The sequence below is a fragment of the Erwinia amylovora genome (assembly GCF_017161565.1).
In the GTDB taxonomy this organism is placed as follows: Bacteria; Pseudomonadota; Gammaproteobacteria; order Enterobacterales; family Enterobacteriaceae; genus Erwinia; species Erwinia amylovora.
In genome coordinates this window covers 548,819-568,948 of the sequence record NZ_CP066796.1, presented here as the reverse complement: position 1 = coordinate 568,948, position 20,130 = coordinate 548,819, and the positions used below count along the sequence as shown (strand labels likewise).

18 protein-coding genes are annotated in these 20,130 nt (G+C 54.3%); 12 read left to right on the top strand and 6 right to left on the bottom strand.

Annotated elements, in window-relative coordinates:
- Positions 1-50: 50 nt before the first annotated feature.
- Entirely contained in the window at positions 51-1,319 is a 1,269-nt protein-coding gene (locus JGC47_RS02560) for an acid phosphatase (RefSeq protein WP_004155289.1), read from the bottom strand.
- Between the two features lie 646 nt (positions 1,320-1,965).
- Here JGC47_RS02560 and JGC47_RS02555 point away from each other — a divergent pair.
- Both JGC47_RS02555 and JGC47_RS02550 read left to right on the top strand, forming a co-directional pair.
- Positions 1,966-2,871, top strand: a complete 906-nt coding sequence (locus JGC47_RS02555) for a transcriptional regulator (protein ID WP_004155288.1) — start codon at positions 1,966-1,968, stop codon at positions 2,869-2,871.
- On the top strand, positions 2,846-3,304 hold the full coding sequence (locus tag JGC47_RS02550) for a hypothetical protein (RefSeq protein ID WP_004155287.1): 459 nt from the start codon (positions 2,846-2,848) through the stop codon (positions 3,302-3,304). The genes JGC47_RS02555 and JGC47_RS02550 overlap by 26 nt, the downstream gene beginning before the upstream one ends.
- Positions 3,305-3,311: 7 nt before the next feature.
- On the opposite strand, the gene JGC47_RS02545 is transcribed toward JGC47_RS02550, so the two are convergent.
- A complete protein-coding gene (locus tag JGC47_RS02545) occupies positions 3,312-4,304 on the bottom strand; it encodes a lysozyme inhibitor LprI family protein (RefSeq protein WP_004155286.1) in 993 nt (330 codons plus the stop codon).
- A gap of 196 nt (positions 4,305-4,500) precedes the next feature.
- Between JGC47_RS02545 and JGC47_RS02540 the strand changes: the two genes are divergently transcribed.
- Positions 4,501-4,983 (top strand): YlaC family protein, encoded by a 483-nt coding sequence (locus JGC47_RS02540; protein WP_004155284.1) that lies wholly within the window; start codon positions 4,501-4,503, stop codon positions 4,981-4,983.
- A 54-nt stretch (positions 4,984-5,037) separates the two neighbouring features.
- Here JGC47_RS02540 and JGC47_RS02535 read toward each other — a convergent pair whose 3' ends face one another.
- On the bottom strand, positions 5,038-6,450 hold the full coding sequence (locus JGC47_RS02535; RefSeq protein ID WP_013036246.1) for an aminotransferase-like domain-containing protein: 1,413 nt from the start codon (positions 6,448-6,450) through the stop codon (positions 5,038-5,040).
- A gap of 497 nt (positions 6,451-6,947) precedes the next feature.
- Here JGC47_RS02535 and JGC47_RS02530 point away from each other — a divergent pair, with 497 nt between their 5' ends.
- From JGC47_RS02530 to tcuC, 7 genes are all read left to right on the top strand, one after another.
- Positions 6,948-7,514, top strand: coding sequence for a spore coat protein U domain-containing protein (locus JGC47_RS02530; protein WP_004155280.1), 567 nt, complete (start codon positions 6,948-6,950; stop codon positions 7,512-7,514).
- Between the two features lie 22 nt (positions 7,515-7,536).
- Complete coding sequence (locus JGC47_RS02525) at positions 7,537-8,064, top strand: Csu type fimbrial protein (RefSeq protein ID WP_004155279.1); 528 nt, start codon at positions 7,537-7,539, stop codon at positions 8,062-8,064.
- A gap of 24 nt (positions 8,065-8,088) precedes the next feature.
- The gene (locus tag JGC47_RS02520) at positions 8,089-8,808 is read left to right on the top strand and encodes a fimbrial biogenesis chaperone (protein ID WP_004155278.1); all 720 of its coding nucleotides are present in this window, start codon (positions 8,089-8,091) and stop codon (positions 8,806-8,808) included.
- 3 nt (positions 8,809-8,811) lie between these two features.
- Complete coding sequence (locus JGC47_RS02515; RefSeq protein ID WP_004163947.1) at positions 8,812-11,232, top strand: fimbria/pilus outer membrane usher protein; 2,421 nt, start codon at positions 8,812-8,814, stop codon at positions 11,230-11,232.
- Positions 11,229-12,209 carry a Csu type fimbrial protein gene (locus JGC47_RS02510; RefSeq protein ID WP_004155276.1) on the top strand — a complete coding sequence of 327 codons (981 nt, stop codon included), beginning with the start codon at positions 11,229-11,231 and terminating at the stop codon, positions 12,207-12,209. The genes JGC47_RS02515 and JGC47_RS02510 overlap by 4 nt, the downstream gene beginning before the upstream one ends.
- Positions 12,210-12,465: 256 nt before the next feature.
- Positions 12,466-13,359: an SDR family oxidoreductase gene (locus JGC47_RS02505; protein WP_004155273.1), complete on the top strand. Its 894-nt coding sequence runs from the start codon at positions 12,466-12,468 to the stop codon at positions 13,357-13,359.
- A 378-nt stretch (positions 13,360-13,737) separates the two neighbouring features.
- Positions 13,738-15,060, top strand: coding sequence for an MFS transporter (gene tcuC / locus JGC47_RS02500; RefSeq protein ID WP_004155272.1), 1,323 nt, complete (start codon positions 13,738-13,740; stop codon positions 15,058-15,060).
- A gap of 52 nt (positions 15,061-15,112) precedes the next feature.
- Here the strand turns inward: tcuC and exbD are convergent, their stop codons facing one another.
- Entirely contained in the window at positions 15,113-15,535 is a 423-nt protein-coding gene (gene exbD, locus JGC47_RS02495; RefSeq protein WP_004155271.1) for a TonB system transport protein ExbD, read from the bottom strand.
- A gap of 5 nt (positions 15,536-15,540) precedes the next feature.
- A complete protein-coding gene (exbB, locus tag JGC47_RS02490; protein ID WP_013036248.1) occupies positions 15,541-16,275 on the bottom strand; it encodes a tol-pal system-associated acyl-CoA thioesterase in 735 nt (244 codons plus the stop codon).
- 244 nt (positions 16,276-16,519) lie between these two features.
- Between exbB and metC the strand changes: the two genes are divergently transcribed.
- Positions 16,520-17,713, top strand: a complete 1,194-nt coding sequence (gene metC / locus JGC47_RS02485) for a cystathionine beta-lyase (RefSeq protein WP_004155269.1) — start codon at positions 16,520-16,522, stop codon at positions 17,711-17,713.
- Between the two features lie 177 nt (positions 17,714-17,890).
- Complete coding sequence (locus tag JGC47_RS02480; RefSeq protein ID WP_004155268.1) at positions 17,891-18,547, top strand: DedA family protein; 657 nt, start codon at positions 17,891-17,893, stop codon at positions 18,545-18,547.
- Positions 18,548-18,656: 109 nt separating this feature from the next.
- Here JGC47_RS02480 and JGC47_RS02475 read toward each other — a convergent pair whose 3' ends face one another.
- Positions 18,657-20,129, bottom strand: a complete 1,473-nt coding sequence (locus tag JGC47_RS02475; protein ID WP_004155267.1) for a pyridoxal phosphate-dependent decarboxylase family protein — start codon at positions 20,127-20,129, stop codon at positions 18,657-18,659.
- Position 20,130 lies beyond the last annotated feature (1 nt).

Here is a 20,130-nt window from a genome sequence, read left to right as displayed (position 1 = left end):
GAGAGTGACGCCGCCGGATCATGACAGCGTGCGCCCTTAAGGATGAACGGCTACTGTGCTGCGGCCACCGCATCGTGCAGGTTAAGACGCTGCCAGAAGCTCTGTTCAGCATTACCCGACAGCGGGTAGCCGCCCGCCAGCGCCGTCTTCACCATCAGCTGACGGCGCTGCGCCGCGCTCAAATGGGGTAACGGGGCTTCCAGCAGCACTTCAGCCCCTTGCGGCACCAGCACGGGTGAAGGCTGTACCCGATTGCCCGGCAGATGGTAGGTCAGCGTAAAACGGTAGAAGGTCTGCATGGGTGCTGCCGCGTAGGGATCATCCTTTTGCGGTGCCTGCGCGCAGACGGACAGCGACGTGCCGCACTCTTTCTCCAACGCCGTACGTAGCTGCTGCTTCGCCGCTTCGAACAGGGCGCGGTACTGCGGGTCATTGAGGTAATACGCCACATTACGCTGCGCCATCATGCGTGAACCCATGACATCCAGCGGGTAGTGTACGCCGAGCACGATGCGCGAGTAGCCGTAGCGTGCTGCGCGATCCACCAACGGCACAAAGCGTTCTGGCACCATCACGGCAATCAGCAGAGCATCGGTATAGCCGGTATTGGTGTGACCGCTGGGGAACGAGCCACCGTTGGCGCTGTACGGATGGTTATCTTTCACTACCGCACTGTCCGGCACCAGATGGATGGTGTTAGCAGGGATCAGGAACGGTCGCGTGTAGCCGAAGTGCTGTTTCGCGTAGCGGGTGCTGACTTCACTCGCCTTGATCAGCGCTGCGGCTTTGTTTAACTTACCTTGACTATAAGCGCGGATAAATGCCTGACCAAGGCGTGGCCCGAGCGCATCGGCGAGGAAAAAGAGATAATTCTCCCCTTCGGCATCCACCAGCGCCTGTTGACGTAGCCCACTGGTTGCATTGAGATTGATAGCCTCCACCGTTGCGAGGTTCTGCTGTAAAGTCGTTGCCGGCAGACGGCTAAAAGCAGCCAGCAGGTCGACATCCGCCTGCTGCTGCTGCTGCTGGTTTCTGCCAAAGTCGTAACCGGAGGCGGTTAACCACACCTTATCCGCCAGCGCCTGGCCCTGCTTCGCCTTCTCCAGCTGGCTGCGAGTCAGCGTGCCACTTGTTCCTTTTAAGGTATCGATCAGCGAGCCTTGCACCTTTTTTTCCAGCTCTGCAACAGCCGTGCTGTTACCAGCCGCCGTGGTTTCATTAGCTATCGCCGCGATCTGCGCCAGTTCAGCGACGTTTTTGGCCTGGGTGAGCGGGCTGACCAGCAGCACGGCTGTCAGGAGTGGTATAAGGAAGCGCATCAATCATCCTTTTTATCATCATTTAAGGGAGCCTTGCCGATAGCCAGGCTAAGCGCGGAAGATGACGTAATGATGGCAATTCATATGCGGCAACAGATCCGTTTGGTATGCTTTCAAGATTAAGCACGGGCTATCCGCAGAAAGATTATCGCCAGGCCAGTCCGTCAAATTGAAGGTATGCATTCAGGCCATAATTTAGCAGTAAGAAATTATCAGTCGGGATCGCAATTCACACGGCTAACGACGGTGAGGGTTTGACATGGCTGCCCGGCCAATCGTGACAACATCATCAGGCCGGGAGCCGCTAACTACCTGAGAGCAGGCAGCGGTTTGCAACACCGTTAAATACACTGTGCCATTATTTGCTAACCCGTCATCCTTTTATCTGGCGTAGATCACATAAATCATTCGCTTTAAAGCTGTTAGCTTAAACAGAAAACATTATAACTCTAATTAATTATCAGATTTTTTAATGGTAACTGTTTATAATTAGCGTGCGCGCAGCGCAGATAATGCCGACTGTTACTGGCAAATCTGCTACTAAGTTAAAACAGATGTCTGCTCTGATGAGATATCGTTGTTGCCATTATAACGCATCAGGATAACCCCTTGAAAAACTCACTAAATCAGATGATATACGGCGACTATGACTGTAGATTGTATTATTAATCACTGGAGCGTTGATTTCGCTTCCGGTACTTTGCTCCATCAAAGCAGCGGCGAACAACGTCGTTTAGGTGAGTACCAGCTTAAGTTGCTACGAGTGCTGGCAGAAAATGCCGGGAAAATAGTCTCGCGCGAAGAGTTAAATCATCTGGTCTGGGAGCGGCGTGTTATTGGTAATAACAGCCTGCCCAACGCGATCCATGCGCTGCGTATTGCGCTTGAGGATGATGGTAAGCAGCAAAAAATTATCCGAACCATGCCTAAGAAGGGTTATATTCTTGAAGCTGAATTTTGCGAATTTGTCCCCCCTCTGCAGGCAGAAACAGATTTAGCAGAAGCCGATTCACCGAAGGAGCCGTTCAGGGATGCAGAGCCTGAGCCTGTGGCGCTGGCTCCACACAATCCTGCTGCCGCTCCTCCAGCTGAACATCGCCAGCGGCGATCCGTTCACCCGCTGTGGTACTGGCTGGTTCCCCTACAAGTCTCTGTTTTAATTGCCCTGCTTATCTGGATAATGCTACCCGACGATCTCTTCTTCCGCACGCACATCCGCGAGCAGGATACCGGGGTATACAGCAACATTCGCCTGCTTGAATTACATCGTCGCAACGAGAAGACGTCCGCCGCCACTGAATTGAGTAAACAGCTGGAACCCGCTTTTTATTCTCTCAACCAGAAGCTTAAAAAGCAGCAGGTGCACATGGAGGTGTTCTTTTTTTCCTCCGGGGTTTCGCTCAATTATACTCTGACGCTTAAAAGCCAGTGCGACAGTAAGCAGCTGGCCATGAATATCGTTAACTGGCGTATGAACGGTTCTCTGCTAAGTGCTCTGATCTTCCGGGAAAGTGAGAGAAAGCTGAATGAAATGGCAAACTGTGTCAATTAGTTTACTGCTGGCAACCCTGGTGACATTGCTGGTGGCAGCCCTGATAAAACAGCTGCCTGGTCAGCAGGAAGCTCTGATAACCCCGCAATTTGCCGGGGAGGATCTGCAATTGGGTTATTACGACCTGCTGTCACGCCAGCGAGAAGTGTATGACACCAGTATTGACTCAAACGGTAAAACCTCGATTATGACCCTGACCAGCCCGAATGATAGCCGCTTTGTGCTCAAAATTTATTTGCAGCAGCATAATTCGGCTTTCAGAGGCGTTACTTTTGATTATCAACTGGTTTATTTTGCAGAAAGTCACCAGGCGCGCATGATCAAAAGTATTCTCGGTGATTCGGGGCGTAACGGCATCGCTTTTGTCACCGTGCGTTCTAAAGACAAACGCCTGCTCGTTACGCCCTCAGGGCAAATATATAGCTACTATTAATGTGCAATTACCGATCGGTAAACCTCGCCTGCCAGTTGGCGAGGGTTTTAGGCAGCGTTTTTTTGTCGCTTTCGCTTGTCGCATAGTGCAGCTTTACCCCCTTGCCTTTCTGCGCTGGCTCCAGGCGTAGCGCCCAGATTTTTCCCGCTGGGGTGATCATGATCATCGCGGCTTTACGATTTGCCAGACCTTTAACCCACAGGACCATCACGGTTGCTCCAAGATTGTCGAGGTCCTTTCCTCTGGCGAAATCCGTGGCGGTATCGACATATTGCTGATAGTCCGCACCTACCAGCTGGCGGAATTTGTCGTCAGTCGCCCGATCGGGAAAAATGCCAATACTTAGCAACGTTGCAGGCGGTCGCGGGTCGGACTGACTCTTGACATAAATGCCATCGATCGCCATCTCGCCCGGTAATAGCAGGCTGCAGCTGCCGGCGCTATCACTGCTCACTTTCAACCTGCCATCCGCCAATGGCACCAGCACGATGGCGCAGTCTCCACCCCAGATGATTTTATCGGTAAAACCAACGCCGGCATAACGCCGGACTTCACCAGCAAATACCGCGCGGTTGACACCGCCCCTTACGCTGGCATCCATATGAAATAGCTGCCCGTTATCGCCGTTAATCAGGATGTTACCGCTGTTACCGGAGGGAGCGGTGGTATTCCACCATGTCCCTTCCCAGTCAAAGGGACGATCGGCACCGTATAACTGACCGATCTGCTTCAGATAAGCGTCGCGAAGGCAGCGAGTATTCGTACACCAGGGCGATCCCTGACGGGGTGCCACGAACCTGGCAGCATGCTGTGGGTCCCCGGCGACCCGTTGATGGAAAACATCATTATATAGTCTGTCCAGCCAGAGCAACTGTGGGTTGTTACAAACGGTATATTCCGCCACGCTTAAGTTCAGGCCACAGTCAACAGCCAGGGCCGGATTAACCGCGGCTGTCAGCCAGGAGAGGAGTAATAATGGCAAGATTTTGTTCAACGTCATTCATTCACCCACTGTTGCTTATGCGCACAGCTCCGGCATAAAGCGATGAGTCTACACACTGAGAGGTAGCCTGACTACTGCCGCACCGGCGCATATTGTCACTGTTATAGCTTAATACTCGTAAACTGTGTCTGCTGTTATGACTGAAACCAGGGTCTAATAGCACTCTGCCCGACATGTCTACCGGAGATATACAATGGAAGAAGTGAAACAGATACTGCTGCGCGAGATCGATACGTTAAATCGTGAGGAGCAGCGCGACAACAAACCACGTTTCAGCTTTAAGTTCCTTAAAACCCATCCCGGTCTCTGGGCCTCGATGTATGGCTGCTACGCGTTAACCGTTGCGCTGATTTTCACCACCGACTTTCTTGGCTGGCCTGCATTCTGGGGCGCGACCCTATTCGTTCTGCTGATGAGTGGACTGATGCTGATGGATATCAATCCCAAATATCGCTTCGAGGATATCGATACCCTTGACCTGCGCGTTTGCTACAATGGCGAATGGTATTACGTACGTACCCTGTCTCAACAGGCCGTATCCGATATTCTTGCCAGTGACAATGTGCCGGACAACGTTAAGCAAGGCATTAATAAACTGTTGTCACTAAAGGGCGAAGTGGATTTCTACGACGTGTTTCATCTGACCTGGGGCCAGAAACGCGCAGCCACGGTCTGAGGCGTTGCTTTATCATGCCGGGCGGCCAAATAAAGCAAAGGCCGTCGCTAACCGTCAACCCTGGTGCCACTCTGCGATCAACCTGCCCAGCGTGGCAACCGCCGTTTCCTGCGACTCACTCCACCATGCGGTGTTAAAACGGAAATAGTTGGCGTACTGCTCGCTGGAGGAGAACATTTTCCCCGGTGCGATGCTGATATTATGGCGCAGCGCACTGTAGCAAAGCGCCGTTGTATTAATCTGCTTTGGCAGTTCAATCCACAAAAAGTAGCCACCGTGCGAATCATTCATTCGCGCCCCGGCTGGCAGATATTTTTTCAGCGCCTGACGCGCCAGATTCTTTCGCTGTTCCAGTACCCGACGCAAACGCCGCAGATGTCGGTCGTAGCTCCCCGTACTCAGATAGGTTGCCAGCGCCTGCTGCAGCGGCGCACTGGTTGACAGCGTGCTCATCAATTGCAACCGCTGAATACGCTGGGCATGTTTACCCGCCGCTACCCATCCGACACGGAATCCCGCCACCAGATTTTTTGAAAATGAAGAGCAATGCAGAACGGTATCACCTGAGTCAAACGCTTTTGCCGGCAACGGCTTCTCACTGCCGAAATAGAGTTCACTGTAAACATCATCTTCAATCAGCGAGACGCCACGCTGCGCCAGCAGCTCTACCAGCCGTTGCTTCTTCTCTCTGCTTAGCGTACAGCCCACCGGGTTCTGCTGATTGGTCATCATCCATAGCGCTTTGATCGGCCAGCGCTCCAGCGCGCGCTCCAGCTCATCAAGATCGATACCGGTTTGCGGATCGGTGGCAATCGCCACGGACTTCAGTTTAAGCCGTTCAATCGCCTGCAGCGCGCCGTAAAACGAGGGATTTTCAATCGCCACCCAGTCTCCCGGCTCGGTTAGCGCCTGCAAAGAGAGGTTAAGCGCCTCCAGCGCGCCATTGGTGATAACGATATCATCCGGCGCGACCTGAACGCCCTGCAAGGCATATCGCTGTGCCAGCGTTTTGCGTAAAACGTCGTTACCTGGCGGCAAATTAAGCAGAGCATCAACGGCTTTCATACTGTGGGAAACGGTGGTCAGCGCACGCATCATCTGACGCTGGGGAAACAGCTCCGGGTCGGGAAACGCAGAGCCAAACGGCACGATGCGCGGATCGCGACAGGCCTGCAACACGTCGAAAATGAAAGCGTTGATATCCACTGATTCTGCCAGCTGTACCTTCTGATGACTGAGCGGCTGGCTGAGGAATTCGGCATGAGGCGCAACTACATAGCCCGACTGCGGGCGCGACTGGATCAATCCCTGGCTTTCCAGCACCTGATAAGCATGCATTACCGTCATCATGCTCATACCACTCAACCTGACCTGTTCACGCAGCGAGGGCAACTTTTCCCCCGGCAACCATATTTCGCTTTCAATTTGCTGACGAATTTGCCCGACCAGCTGTTCATATTTTGCCACTACTGTGTAACTCGCTGCTATAAAGAGAGATGGAGAGTATATACTCTTGCTCTTCAAGTTACAGGTGGTCCTGAAGTCAGAATATAAATAGTAAAAACCGCCGCCATTCAATATGACAAAGCGTTATAATTAATAAACGTAGCTAACTAAATAAAACTGTCCTGACAACTTCAAACAGATCTTGAGTACTTTTTTATGACGTATCAGAAAATGATATAAAATGAGTAAAACCTCCAAAACAACAGGTTAACTTTTTTATCCATAGCGATAATCTTATAGCTTGAGATTTGCCCAAAATTCACTTCACACAAATCATTTCTTAGCCCTATATTTGTTTCAGATAACGCCGAATTAGTTAACAGGGGTTACAGAGATTTCTTCACCATACGTTTTGGCCAGTCCTATTGTCGCCCTTATCACCGGCTCTGCTGCGCATTGCAGAGACAGGTTTTCATCAGGAAAAAATACTCTCTCACTCTGATTGGTAAGGAATGATTATGAAAATAAAGCTTTTCCTGTTGGGCTGTGGACTTGGACTCGGCGTTATGTCGTCAGGTTATGCTGATACCGCCACGGGCACTATCAACGCAACCCTTAATTTGACTAACAGCTGCCTGGTCAACGGACAGGTCGGGACGACCGGTATTAACTTTGGTAGCCTGAACTTCGGTACCAGCCCGTCAACGTTCACCACCCTGAGCGCCTCGGTGTCCGGGTCGGCGGGCAGTGGTATCTACGTTAACTGCAGTGCAGGTGACACCTACAACGTGCAGATTACCGGCAGTAACACCGCGCCTGCTACGGTATACGGTACCGTTACCGCCAGCCCGCGCTATCTGATCAGCACCACCAGCTCCACAACGGCTATTGCCTATACCCTTTACCCCTCATCCTCCTCAAGCACGCCGATTGCCAACAATACCAATTTGACGGCAAACGGGACTTCTGACCCGGTACTGGGATCGAACTACCAGATTTTCGGTCAAATCACCGGTGGCGGTAACAATGCCGCGATTCCGGAAGGCACATATACGGATGTGATTAACGTTGCCGTGAACTACTGATTACTGTCCCGGGGAACTGATTGTGCCACATCGGGCTAATCCGTTTGCGGGCGTTATATGCCCGCTAATTCCACTGCTGCTGCTGTTCAGCAGTAACGGATGGACGTTACCGACCCAATCCTTTGCGGTTAACGCCGCTATCGTCAACGGTTGCGTGGTATCCGGCACCAATACCGGGGTATATGGCACGCTGGATTTTGGCTCTCTGCCTGCCATTGGTACCTACAGCGCCAATGCCAGTTTGGTTCAGAACGCCACCATAACGCTGGCCTGCACCCCAGGCACCGCGCTGAGTATGAGTATTAACGGTGGCAGTCACTACGCCAGCGGCAGCCGTAATCTGCAACGGACTGGCGGGACTAATCGGGTGGCATACAGCCTGTATAGCAACGCCGGTCTGACGACCGCTATTCCGGTTAACCAAAGCGTGGCGCTTAGCTACAGCAATGCGAACAATATTATTTTACCTGTCTACGGTCATCTTCAGGTGACCGGGGTCAATACTGCCGGTAGTTATACTGATACCTTGACGGTGACGCTAAGCTGGTGATTTTGCTACAAGGAGCAATAAAGGATGATGGCATTACTGCGTATTCCCGGGCTGTTATTGGTTGCGCTGAGCATGCTGCTCTCACAGGTTACACGGGCAGCAAATTCGGTGATGATTTGGCCTATCGATCCCAGGATCAACAGCGATGAAAAAGCCGCCGAGCTGTGGCTGGAAAATCGCGGTACCAGCACAACGTTGATGCAGGTTCGGGTCTTTCAGTGGCAGCAAAACCAGGGTCAGGAACAGTTCCAGACCCAGCAACAGGTGATGGCCAGCCCGCCGATGGTACGCATTGAGCCAGGTAAGCGACAGATGATACGCCTAATCAAGCAGATCCCTCCCACTGCCGGACAAGAGGCCGCCTATCGGGTGCTGCTGGATGAAATCCCCACTCCGCAGCCACAGGAAGAGAATAATGTCGGGTTGAATCTACAGATGCGTTACTCGGTACCGCTGTTTGTTTATGGCCCCGGGCTGCGTGCTAAAGACATTCAGCCAAAACTGAGCTGGCGACTGGTGAATCAGGGGAACCAGCAGGCGATCGAAATTACCAATCGTGGCAATGGGCATGCACGCCTGAGCAATGTGGCTTTAGGCGGTCGCAGCATCACCGACAGCCTGATGGGCTATGTGTTGGCCAACGCCAGCCGCACCTTCCCATTGCCGTTTAAGGCACCGGCCAGCGCGGAACTGAGCGCACAGCTGGGCACTAAAATCACCTGGCGCAGCAGCGCAGTGCAGTAACCCATGCAGAGACGCCGCGCTGCCACATTACACCGCCGTACTCTGGCTATAACAGGGCTACTGAGCTGGCTGGCGTCATCAGGTGTCTGCGCTGAAACCTTCAACGGGCTTCCGCCCCCGCCCCCTGCTGCTGCGTCGACAAGAGAGAAGCAAACCTGGACGCTGGCACTGACGATAAACGGCCGCGATACTGGCGAACTGATCCCGGTACAGTTTAACAACAACCATTATCTGATCCGCGCCAGCGATCTGCTGCGTGTCGGCTTCCCTGGTTCACGCATCACTTCCACCATTACAGATGTTTCCGCTATGGAGCAGGTGAAAGCGAATTACGACAGCCAGGGACAGCGTATCGTGCTGACCGTACCGCCCGACTGGTTACCTGAGCAGACATTCAGCGGTGCGGCACACAATGGCGAGCACTACGCCGCGCGCAGCAGTAACGGAGCGTTGCTGAATTATGATTTCTATACCAGTCAGAACCGTGGCGGTGGTTCCCATCTGTCCGCCTGGAACGAGCTGCGTCTTTTTGGCAGCAGCGGTCAGTTTGCCAGCAACGGTATCTGGCAGCAGCAGCTCTCCGGTTCATCCGCCTATCAACAGGATGGCTATACGCGCTATGACACCTGGTGGGCAGCCGAAAATGAAGAAAATGCCCAGACTCTGCGCGTCGGGGATCTGGTCACGGACTCACTGGCATGGAGCAGCAGCGTACGTCTCGGCGGGATTCAGCTTGGACGCGATTTCTCGGTGCGGCCGGATTTAATCACTTATCCCCTGCCCTCGTTCGCCGGCCAGGCTGCGGTGCCTTCGACCGTCGATCTGTTTGTTAATGGTTATAAAAACAGCAGCAACAGCGTTCAGCCGGGACCGTTTTCCTTGACCAATATGCCGTTCGTTAACGGTGCAGGTGAGGCGGTGGTGGTCACCACCGATGCGCTGGGGCGACGCATCAGTACCACCCTGCCGTTTTATGTGGCCAGCGCGCTGCTGAAAAAAGGCCTCTCTGACTATTCGATTGCCGGCGGTGCGCTGCGTGAAAACTACGGATTAAACAGCTTTGATTATGGCCAGGCGGCCAGTAGCGGATCTTACCGCTATGGCGTAAACGACTGGTTGACGCTGGAAAGCCATGCAGAAGCAGCGAAATCGCTGGCTCTGGGCGGCGGCGGGGTGCAGATGGGGATCGGATCTTTCGGGGTAGTCAACGGTGCTGTCAGCCAAAGCCAGATGCAGGGGCAGAGAGGCAACCAGTACAACTGGGGCTATCAGTACAGCGCCAGCCGTTACAGTGTGGGTTTTCAACAAACCGTCCGTTCCGCCGGGTTCGCTAACCTTGCCCTGTATGGCGAGCAGCAGGCGTCAAATACCCTTAATTTCGCCACGCTCAGTCGCCGCAGCGCGCAATACAGTGCCAGCCTGGCGCTGGACAGGTTCGGCAACCTCGGCGCCGCGTTAATAGATATTACCCCCGCTACCGGCGACCGCACCCGACTGTTGAACCTGTCGTGGAGTAAAACCTTATGGGGAAACAGCAGCCTGTATCTCTCCGCCACTCGCGACCAACAGGCGGGCAACTGGTCAGGCGCGCTTTCGCTGGTCATACCGTTCAGCAACCTGAGCAACGCCAGCATGACGATGCAGCGCGATGCGCAGGGGAATAACTCACAGCGCGTCGAGGTTTCACGAGCAATGCCATCTGATGGTGGCCTGGCCTACGATGCCGCATGGGCCAACCAAAGCATCAATGGCCATTACCGTCAAGCCTCGGTGCAATGGCGCAACAACCAGCTGGACGCATCGGCCGGTTTCTATGGCGATGACAGCTACAACACGCGCTGGGCGGATCTGAGCGGCTCGGTGATCCTGATGGACAACAGCCTGTTCGCCGCAAACCAGGTGAACGACGCCTTTGTGCTGGTCAAAACCGATTACCCGGATATCAAAGTCAGTTATGAAAATCAGCTGATGGGTGAAACCAACAGTCAAGGTTATTTGCTGGTGCCGCGCGTCAGCGCCTGGTATCCGGCAAAATACGAAATTAATACGCTCGACCTGCCTGCCGATATGACCAGTAGCAGCGTGGAGCAACGCTTTGCGGTCAAACGGCAAAGTGGCTATCTGCTGCACTTCCCGATAACACCGCTGCGCGCCGCCAGTGTCATTCTGTACGACCAGCACGGCGACCCGCTGCCGGTATCCACCACCCTCACCCGGGACGGACAGCAGAATGAGTATGTCGGATACGACGGCATTGTCTGGATGGAAAACCTGGCTGTTCATAACGCCATTCATGCTGAAACCCCGGACGGACGCCTCTGTAACGCCGAACTAACGGTGGCGGATACTAAGCCGAAATCACTGATGACCTACGGCCCTCTGGTCTGTGCACTATCACCGTTACCTACGGAAACTACCCCATGAAAAAACTGCTGTTGCTGTGGACCTTATTGCTGCTGATGGGATATTCGCTGGCAGGGCGGGCGGCATGTAGCATCAGCCCTACCAGCGTCAATGTTAATCTCGGTACGGTAACGTCATTTGCCCTTAACACCACTCCGCAAACGGCCAGTACCACTATCACCGTTAACTGTGGCAGTGGTTTGGTGGTGTTGCTGAGCAGTGACTTTATTTCCGTACGGCTGACGAGCGCCACGCCTAATGCCGGTGGCCGCGGTGAGCTGGCGCAGAGTACGAATTACATCCCGATCCAACTCTGTTCCACCTCTAACTGCAGCACCGAGCTGACAATAGGCGGCGCTGCGACGAACTACAGCCAAAGTCAGCTGATAAACCTCGCCAATTTACTGGGAGGCTTCATCTTTCCCATCCCGTTTTATATTCGTACATTACCCAACGCGGTGGTGCCGGCGGGCACCTATACAGGCCAGCTTTCGGTATTGTTCACGTACCGTATTTGTACCGGCATCGGCCTGTTTGGAGTCTGCTTACTGGGACAGCAACAAACCGGGACTTTCACCGTTCCTTTTACCGTCACCATTACCATTACCAATGACTGCACCACCATTACCGCCCCGGCTATCAACTTTGGCAGCGCACCGCTGGTAGGCAGTTTTCTGCCGGTCAGCCAATCCATTAACGTGATTTGTACCAAAGGCAGTACTTACACCGTGGGATTAAACAATGGGTTACACGCCACAGGTAACCAGCGTTATATGGCCAGCGGCAGTAACCTGCTGGCCTACCAGATTTATCAGGGCAGCGGCAGCACCTACTGGGGCGATACCGGCACCGCTCGCGTATCCAGTTCGGCATCCAACTCAATCAGCAGCGATCAGCTGACGCGCACCTTTAACTATAACGCGCTGATCCTGACCAGCCAGAACACGCCGGTGGCGGGGTCCTATAGCGATACGGTGACCGTCGATTTGTCTTTCTGACTGACTGGCGGGGAGGGCTGGCACTGCTGTCGTTGCCCCGCTTAACGCAGGTTAAGTGAACTTCTGACGCGGCAAATTAATTAGCGCCTTTGGATTAATCTTCATATTTTGTAATGCCGGGACACTTTTTAACTTACTCTTTTTCTGCCTTAACATCATTAAGATAGAATGAAAAATCGCTATTTACTGGACGAATTACCTCAGTCTGCCAGGCTGAAAATATTAAATAAATTGTTCATCAACAGCTGGAGGAATTATGACCGACCAATATAAAATGCAGAATCCCCTTACTCAGTATCCAGCAACTGACTTTCCCAAACAGCACCAACCTGCACCCGGCGTTCAGGCTGAAATGCGTCCGGTGCCGGATTGCGGTGAAAAAACATGGCGCGGAAGCGGACGCTTGCAGGATCGTAAAGCGCTGGTAACCGGAGCTGATTCGGGTATCGGCCGGGCGGCGGCGATTGCCTATGCGCGTGAAGGCGCAGATGTTGCCCTTTCATACCTGCCAGATGAGCAGCAGGATGCAGAAGAAGTGGCAAAACTGGTGGAGCAGGCAGGGCGTAAAGCGGTCCTGCTGCCGGGTGATATCAGTAATGAAGCCTTCAGTAAAAAACTGGTGGCGGATGCCCACAAAGCCCTCGGCGGGCTGGATATTCTGGCACTGGTTGCCGGGAAACAGGTAGCGGTGGAAAATATTGCCGATCTGAGCAGCGAACAGTTCCGCAAAACCTACGAAACTAACGTTTTTGCTCTGCACTGGATCACCCAGGCGGCGATCCCCCTTCTTCCTGCCGGTGCCAGCATCATTACCACCTCTTCTATACAAGCTTACCAGCCCAGCCCTAACCTGCTGGATTATGCCTCCACCAAGGCAGCTATCCTTGCCTACACTCGGGCGCTGGCAAAACAGGTTGCAGAGAAAGGCATCCGCGCAAACTGCGTGGCACCGGGGCCTGTCTGGACGCCGTTGCAGATATGCGGTGGGCAGCCTGAAGACGTCATTCCGACATTCGGTCAGCAGACGCCTCTTAAGCGCGCAGGACAACCGGCAGAACTGGCTGGCGTGTATGTTTACCTGGCTTCTCAGGAGTCCAGCTATGTCACCGCTGAAGTTCATGGCGTGACGGGCGGTAATCACCTCGGTTAATAAGCCCCCTTCACTTCATTGTCTTACTCCTGAGCAGGCGGTACTGACCGTACGGCCAGTACCGGTTAATAAGGATGAAACAGCCGGTTTACATGCTCGTCAGCGGTTGGCGCCCGCTCTTCGCTGACATCCTCTGGCCAGCGGCATAAAGCCAGCTGGCCTTATCATCAGGACGACCCGTCAAGGTTAACAATCACTCACTGCACCCGTCGTCGCATCTGTTTTCCTGTGCGGCTCATCCCTGAAGCCCGATGAAAATACGTCAAATTGTTATCAATTTGTTACAAATATGTATATCTTACTGCGAAAAAAAAGACCTTTATCACATTAAAAACCCCGCTGGCAGGCTAAAACGGTGAAAAACCTAAGGAAACGTTAATGACCTCACATGTAACCCAGCCAGTCTCACGCCAAAGCGGAGCCAGACGTATCTTCAACGTTACCAGCGGTAACTTCCTCGAAATGTATGATTTTATGGTATTTGGCTATTACGCTACGGCCATTGCCAAAACATTTTTCCCCGGTGATGATCCCTTCGCCTCATTGATGCTGACGCTAATGACCTTTGGTGCCGGCTTCCTGATGCGTCCGCTCGGTGCCATTATCCTTGGCTCTTACATCGACAGGCACGGACGGCGCAAAGGTTTGTTGCTTACCCTTGGATTAATGGCGCTGGGTACGCTGTCCATTGCCATCACACCCGGTTACAGCACGCTGGGCATGGCGGCACCGATTATGATCTTGCTGGGTCGCCTGTTACAGGGTTTCTCGGCCGGGGTAGAGCTGGGTGGCGTGTCGGTTTATCTGTCAGAGATTGCGCCAAAGGGGAGAAAAGGATTCTACGTTAGCTGGCAGTCCGCCAGTCAGCAGATTGCGGTTATCTTTGCCGCACTGCTCGGTTTGATGTTGAACCACCTGCTGGATAAAGGTGAAGTGACCGACTGGGGCTGGCGCGTCCCGTTCCTGATTGGCTGCCTGATCGTGCCATTTCTGTTCTGGATCCGCCGCATGCTGGAAGAGACGGAAGCGTTCAGCCAGCGCAAACACCATCCGTCCATGCGCCAGATTGTTCACTCGGTAGGACGCAACTGGGCGCTGGTACTGGCCGGCATGCTGATGGTCGTCACCACCACGGTGATGTTTTATATGATCACCGCCTACACGCCGACCTTCGGCAAAACCGTGCTGATGATCAGCGATAAACAGAGTTTCCTGGTGACCTTGTGTGTGGGGATCTCTAACCTGTTCTGGCTACCGGTTATGGGTTCGCTGTCTGACCGCATTGGCCGCCGCCCGCTACTGCTGCTGTTTACCGTGCTGATGATCGCCACCGCATGGCCAGTGCTGAACTGGCTGGTCGGCTCGCCGAGCTTAACGCATTTATTGCTGGCCGAACTGTGGCTGTCTTTCCTGTACGGCAGTTACAACGGGGCGATGGTGGTTTACCTGGCAGAGGTGATGCCGGCAGAAGTGCGCGCGACCGGGTTTTCGCTGGCTTACAGTCTGGCGACCGCGCTGTTTGGCGGCTTTACCCCGGCAGTGTGCAGCTATCTGATCCATGTCACGGGAGATAAAGCGATGCCGGGAGTATGGCTCTCTTTCGCCGCCGTATGCGGCCTGCTGGGTACGCTGATCATTAAGCGCCTGGTGAAGCAGTATCAGGCGCGTCGTCTGATGGAGCCGGCAATCCAGCTACCATAATTAAGGGCGAACCACGGGTTCGCCCTTAATCAGTGCAGCACCCGCCGTCAGCTTATTTGCCGGCGGTTTCCATGCCCATCAGGCCAATCTTCAAATATCCGGCCTGGCGCAGTTTATCCATTACGCTCATCAGGGTTTCATACTCCACCGACTTATCAGCCTGGAAGAAAATGGTGGTGTCTTTCTTGCCTTCGGTACGTTGTATCAGGGTATCGATCAGCGTCTCTTCGCTGACCGCATCATTACCGATAAACAGCTGCTTATCCGCTTTAATTGACAGGTAAACCGGTTTTTCCGGGCGCGGCTGCGGCGCACTGGTAGAAGCAGGCAGATCGACACGCACGTCAACGGTAGCCAGCGGTGCGGCAACCATAAAGATGATCAGCAGCACCAGCATCACGTCGATAAACGGCGTCACGTTAATTTCGTGCATCTCACCGTTGCTATCAAGATCTTCGTTTAAACGCATTGCCATAATGCTTAACCTACTCGCAGCTTCTGAGCTGGCTGAACGCGATGGGCGCCTTCGCTGGCAGCGAGATCCAGATCGCGGCTCTGTAACAGCAGAACCTGAGCGGCAACATCGCCCAGTGAGGCTTTGTAGCTAGCGATGGTGCGGGCAAATACGTTGTAGATAACCACTGCAGGAATGGCAGCAACCAGCCCAATTGCGGTAGCCAGCAGCGCTTCAGCAATCCCCGGAGCGACAACGGCCAGATTGGTAGTCTGGGTTTGGGCAATGCCGATAAAGCTGTTCATAATGCCCCATACGGTGCCGAACAGGCCAACGAACGGCGCTATCGAACCGATGGTGGCGAGAAAACCGTTACCGCGCCCCGCGTGACGACCAATGGCTGCCACCTGGCGCTCAAGGCGAAAGGCGGTACGCTCTTTAATACCGTTGTTATCGTCAGAATTGGCGGAAAGCTCCAGCTCGTTTTCCGCTTCTTTAACCAACAAGGTGCTCAGGCTCTGGCGCTGGAAACCCCCACCGATCTGCAATGCTTCTTCCAGCGAACGCGCCGCAGCCAGCGATAGCTGCTCGCGCTTCAGACGCTTGCGCGCGCTGCGTAATTCGATACTCTTGCTGAAGAAAATCGCCCAGGTGGCAACCGATGCCAACAGAAGCCCGATCATCACCGCTTTTACCACGATGTCTGCATGCTGGTACATGCCCCAGACGGAGAGATCCATCTGCATCAAATCATTTGTCACGCTGCGTCTCCAAGGTCTTATTGCTGACCCAAAAAAATCCAGTGCGGATCATATCAAAACAGTCGGGAATTGATAGTGTGTCTCATTACTATTTACCTTAAACAGGACGTTTTTTACACTTTTTTGCCCTCGCTATCGCGCCAGCAGGCAGGGTGAATTTTTATCACTTACCCCACGGCTTAATTTCGTCGTGGCGTCTGGCGTGTTAACGTTGCATCAGGGCAGAAAACGAAACAGGACTTCCATGACCAGCAAAAAGAAAATTGAAACAGCACTCATCGGTGCCGGGCGCGGTAAACGTTATACCCGGGGATCGGTAAATCCGGTTATCCAACGGGCTTCCTCACTGGTATTTGACAGCCTGGCCGACAAGAAACGTGCGACTGCCGGGCGGGCAGACGGCGAACTGTTCTACGGCCGCCGCGGTACTCTGACCCACTTTTCGTTGCAGGAAGCGATGACTGAACTGGAAGGCGGGGCGGGCTGCGCGCTCTACCCCTGCGGGGCCGCAGCGGTGGCCAATGCCATTCTCGCCTTTGTATCAGCCGGAGATAACGTGCTGATGAGCGGCGGCGTGTATGAACCTACCCAGGACTTCTGCACCAAAATCCTCAGTAAGATGAATGTGACCACCACCTGGTTTGATAGCGGCTCAGGCCGCGAGATTGCCGAAAAAGTGCAGCCGAACACGCGCGTGGTTTTCCTTGAGTCTCCGTCTTCGATCACCATGGAAGTGCAGGATGTGCCTGCCATCGTCGCGGCCGTACGCAGCAAAGCGCCGGAAGCGATCATTATGATCGACAATACCTGGGGGGCCGGCATTCTGTTCCGTGCACTGGATTTCGGTATCGATATTTCGATTCAGGCCGGGACAAAGTATCTGATCGGCCACTCCGATGCGATGATTGGCACCGCGGTAGCCAGCCCACGCTGCTGGCCGCAGCTGCGGGAAAACTCCTATCTGATGGGCCAAATGGTCGATGCCGATACCGCTTATATGACCAGCCGCGGCCTGCGTACCCTGGCGGTACGTCTGCGCCAACATGAGCAGAGCGCCATCCGCGTGGCGCAGTGGCTGGCAGAGCGCCCCGAAGTGGCCATGGTCAACCATCCGGCCTTACCGCAGTGCAAAGGCCACGCGTTCTGGCAGCGTGACTTTACCGGCAGCAGCGGCCTGTTCTCGTTTGTCTTAACGGAAAAACTCAGTGATATGCAGCTGGCGCACTATCTCGATCATTTCAGCCATTTCAGCATGGCTTACTCCTGGGGAGGATATGAGTCGCTGATCCTTGCCAGTCAGCCAGAAGAACTGGCGGCAATTCGCCCCGGCAGCGTGATTGACTTTAGCGGAACGCTGGTACGTTTGCATATCGGACTGGAAAACGTTGAGGACTTGATTGACGATTTACGCGCGGGTTTCGAACGTCTGCGCCAATAATGCACTAACATCTAATCAAAACGTTAAAACCTTCGCCTTACCCGGCCTTTGATCAAAGCTTCTGCGCGCGATGACGTTAGAATAGGCAAACTTAGCGTCGTTCCGGCTGGCGACCGGTCTGCGGGCGGTGCTGCCGCAAGAACCGGGATCACAGTGACTGGATAAACGGGATAAAGAATGGATGTACTGTACGAAATCGTCAAGGCGCTGTGGCATCAGGACTTTGCCGCGTTGGCCAACCCGGATGTGATTTGGGTTGTTTACGGGGTGATGTTCCTGACGTTGCTGTTGGAAAATGGTCTGCTTCCGGCGGCCTTTTTACCGGGTGATAGCCTGCTGTTGTTAGCCGGGGCAATGGTCGCCAAAGGGGTAATGGAGTTTATCCCCACCATGGTAATCCTGACTGCGGCGGCCAGTCTGGGCTGTTGGCTGGGCTATTTGCAGGGGCGCTGGTTGGGCACCACCAGGCTGTTAAAAAGCTGGCTTAGCCATCTGCCCGAACTGTACCACCAGCGCGCCCGGCACCTGTTTCATCGTCACGGACTGGTGGCGCTATTGCTTGGGCGCTTTTTAGCCTTCGTGCGTACCATTTTGCCTACGCTTGCCGGGGTTTCCGGCCTGAAAAATGGGCGTTTTCAGCTGTTCAACTGGTTGAGCGGGGTGTTATGGGTGGCCATTTTGATGGGCCTGGGCTATGCCATTAGCCAGGTGCCGTTTATCAAACGCCATGAAGATCAGCTGATGGCCTGTTTAATGGTGCTGCCGCTGGTGATGCTGTCCATCGGACTGATCGGCAGTATCGCGGTGGTCATTCGCCGTAAAAAGGCCCGGTAAACACACCGGGCCCCGGGCTACAGCAAAATCATTCAGGTTGCAGGAAGGCGGTATCTGCTTTTGCAGATCACCGTATAAGGAGCCGGGCCATTAGCCCGGCCTGGTGATATCAGGCACCCTGTAATTGTTCTGCCGTGCGCTCAACCAGCGCCAGCAGCAGTCTGATATCCTGCAGGCTGACCGTCGGGTTAAGCAACGTCATCTTCAGGCAGGTTACGCCAGCGAATTCAGTTACGCCAACGTTGGCACGGCCAGACTCCAGCAGTGCATCGCCAATCCGTTGATTGAGCAGCGCAATGGCAGTATCACTGCCGTCAGCCAGCTGCGGCGGGCGGTAGCGGAACAGCACGCTGGCCAGCTGCGGCTGCATCACCAGCTCCAGCGACGCCTGCTCATCAACATACTGCGCAACCTGCTGTGCCAGCGTCACGCCGTGGTCGATGATCTCTGCGTACTGTTTCTCGCCCAGCGCTTCCAGGCTCATCCACAGTTTCAGCGCGTCGAAACGGCGGGTGGTCTGCAACGATTTGGACACCAGATTCGGTACGCCCTGAGCTTCGTCGAACTCAGAGTTGAGATAGGCCGCCTGATAGCGCATCAGCTCATAATGGCGGGCTTCTTTTAACAGGAAGGCGCCGCAGCTGATGGTCTGGAAGAACTGTTTATGGAAGTCCAGCGTAACCGAATCCACCAGTTCAATACCGTCCAGATAGTGACGATACTGCCCGGACATCAGCAGCGCACCGCCCCAGGCCGCATCGACGTGCACCCAGATCTGGTGTTCTGCCGCCAGTTGCGCAATGGCTGGCAGCGGATCGATAGCCCCGGCATCCGTGGTGCCGGCGGTAGCGACAATCGCGAGGATCTGTTCGCCGTTGGCCTGTGCCTGCGCCACTTTTTCCGCCAGATCGTTGATGTCCATGCGCGCGAAGCGGTCAGTTTTCACCAACGTCACCGACTGGTAGCCCAGCCCCATCAGCGCCATATTCTTCTGCACCGAGAAGTGCGCATTTTCAGAGCACAGGACTTTGATCTTACGCAGATCGCCCACCAGCCCGTCCTGCTGAATGGAATGGCCCTGACGGGCAAAGAAGGCATCACGTGCCAGCATCAGGCCCATCAGGTTACTTTGGGTGCCGCCGCTGGTGAATACCCCTGCATCGCCAGGCTGATAGCCAACGCGGTTACGCAGCCATTCAATCAGTTTCATCTCAATGATGGTCGCTGACGGGCTTTGATCCCAGGAATCCATGCTTTGATTGGTGGCGTTGATCAATACCTCGGCAGCCTGGCTCACCACCAGGCTTGGGCAGTGAAGATGCGCCACGCACTGCGGATGATGCACCGCAAGGCTGTCTTTTAAGAAGAATTCAACCGCGCGCTCAATGGCGGCCTGGTTGCCCAGGCCCTGCGGATTGAAATCCAGCGCAATGCGTTCACGCAGTTCGGCAACGGTTTTACCCTGGTACATTTCTGGCTGTTGCAGCCACTGCACCACGGCTTCGCTGCTCTGCGCCATGGCCTGCTGGTACGCCTCACTGCTTTGCGCGCTGGCGGCGAGAATAGGATTCAACCTGGACATC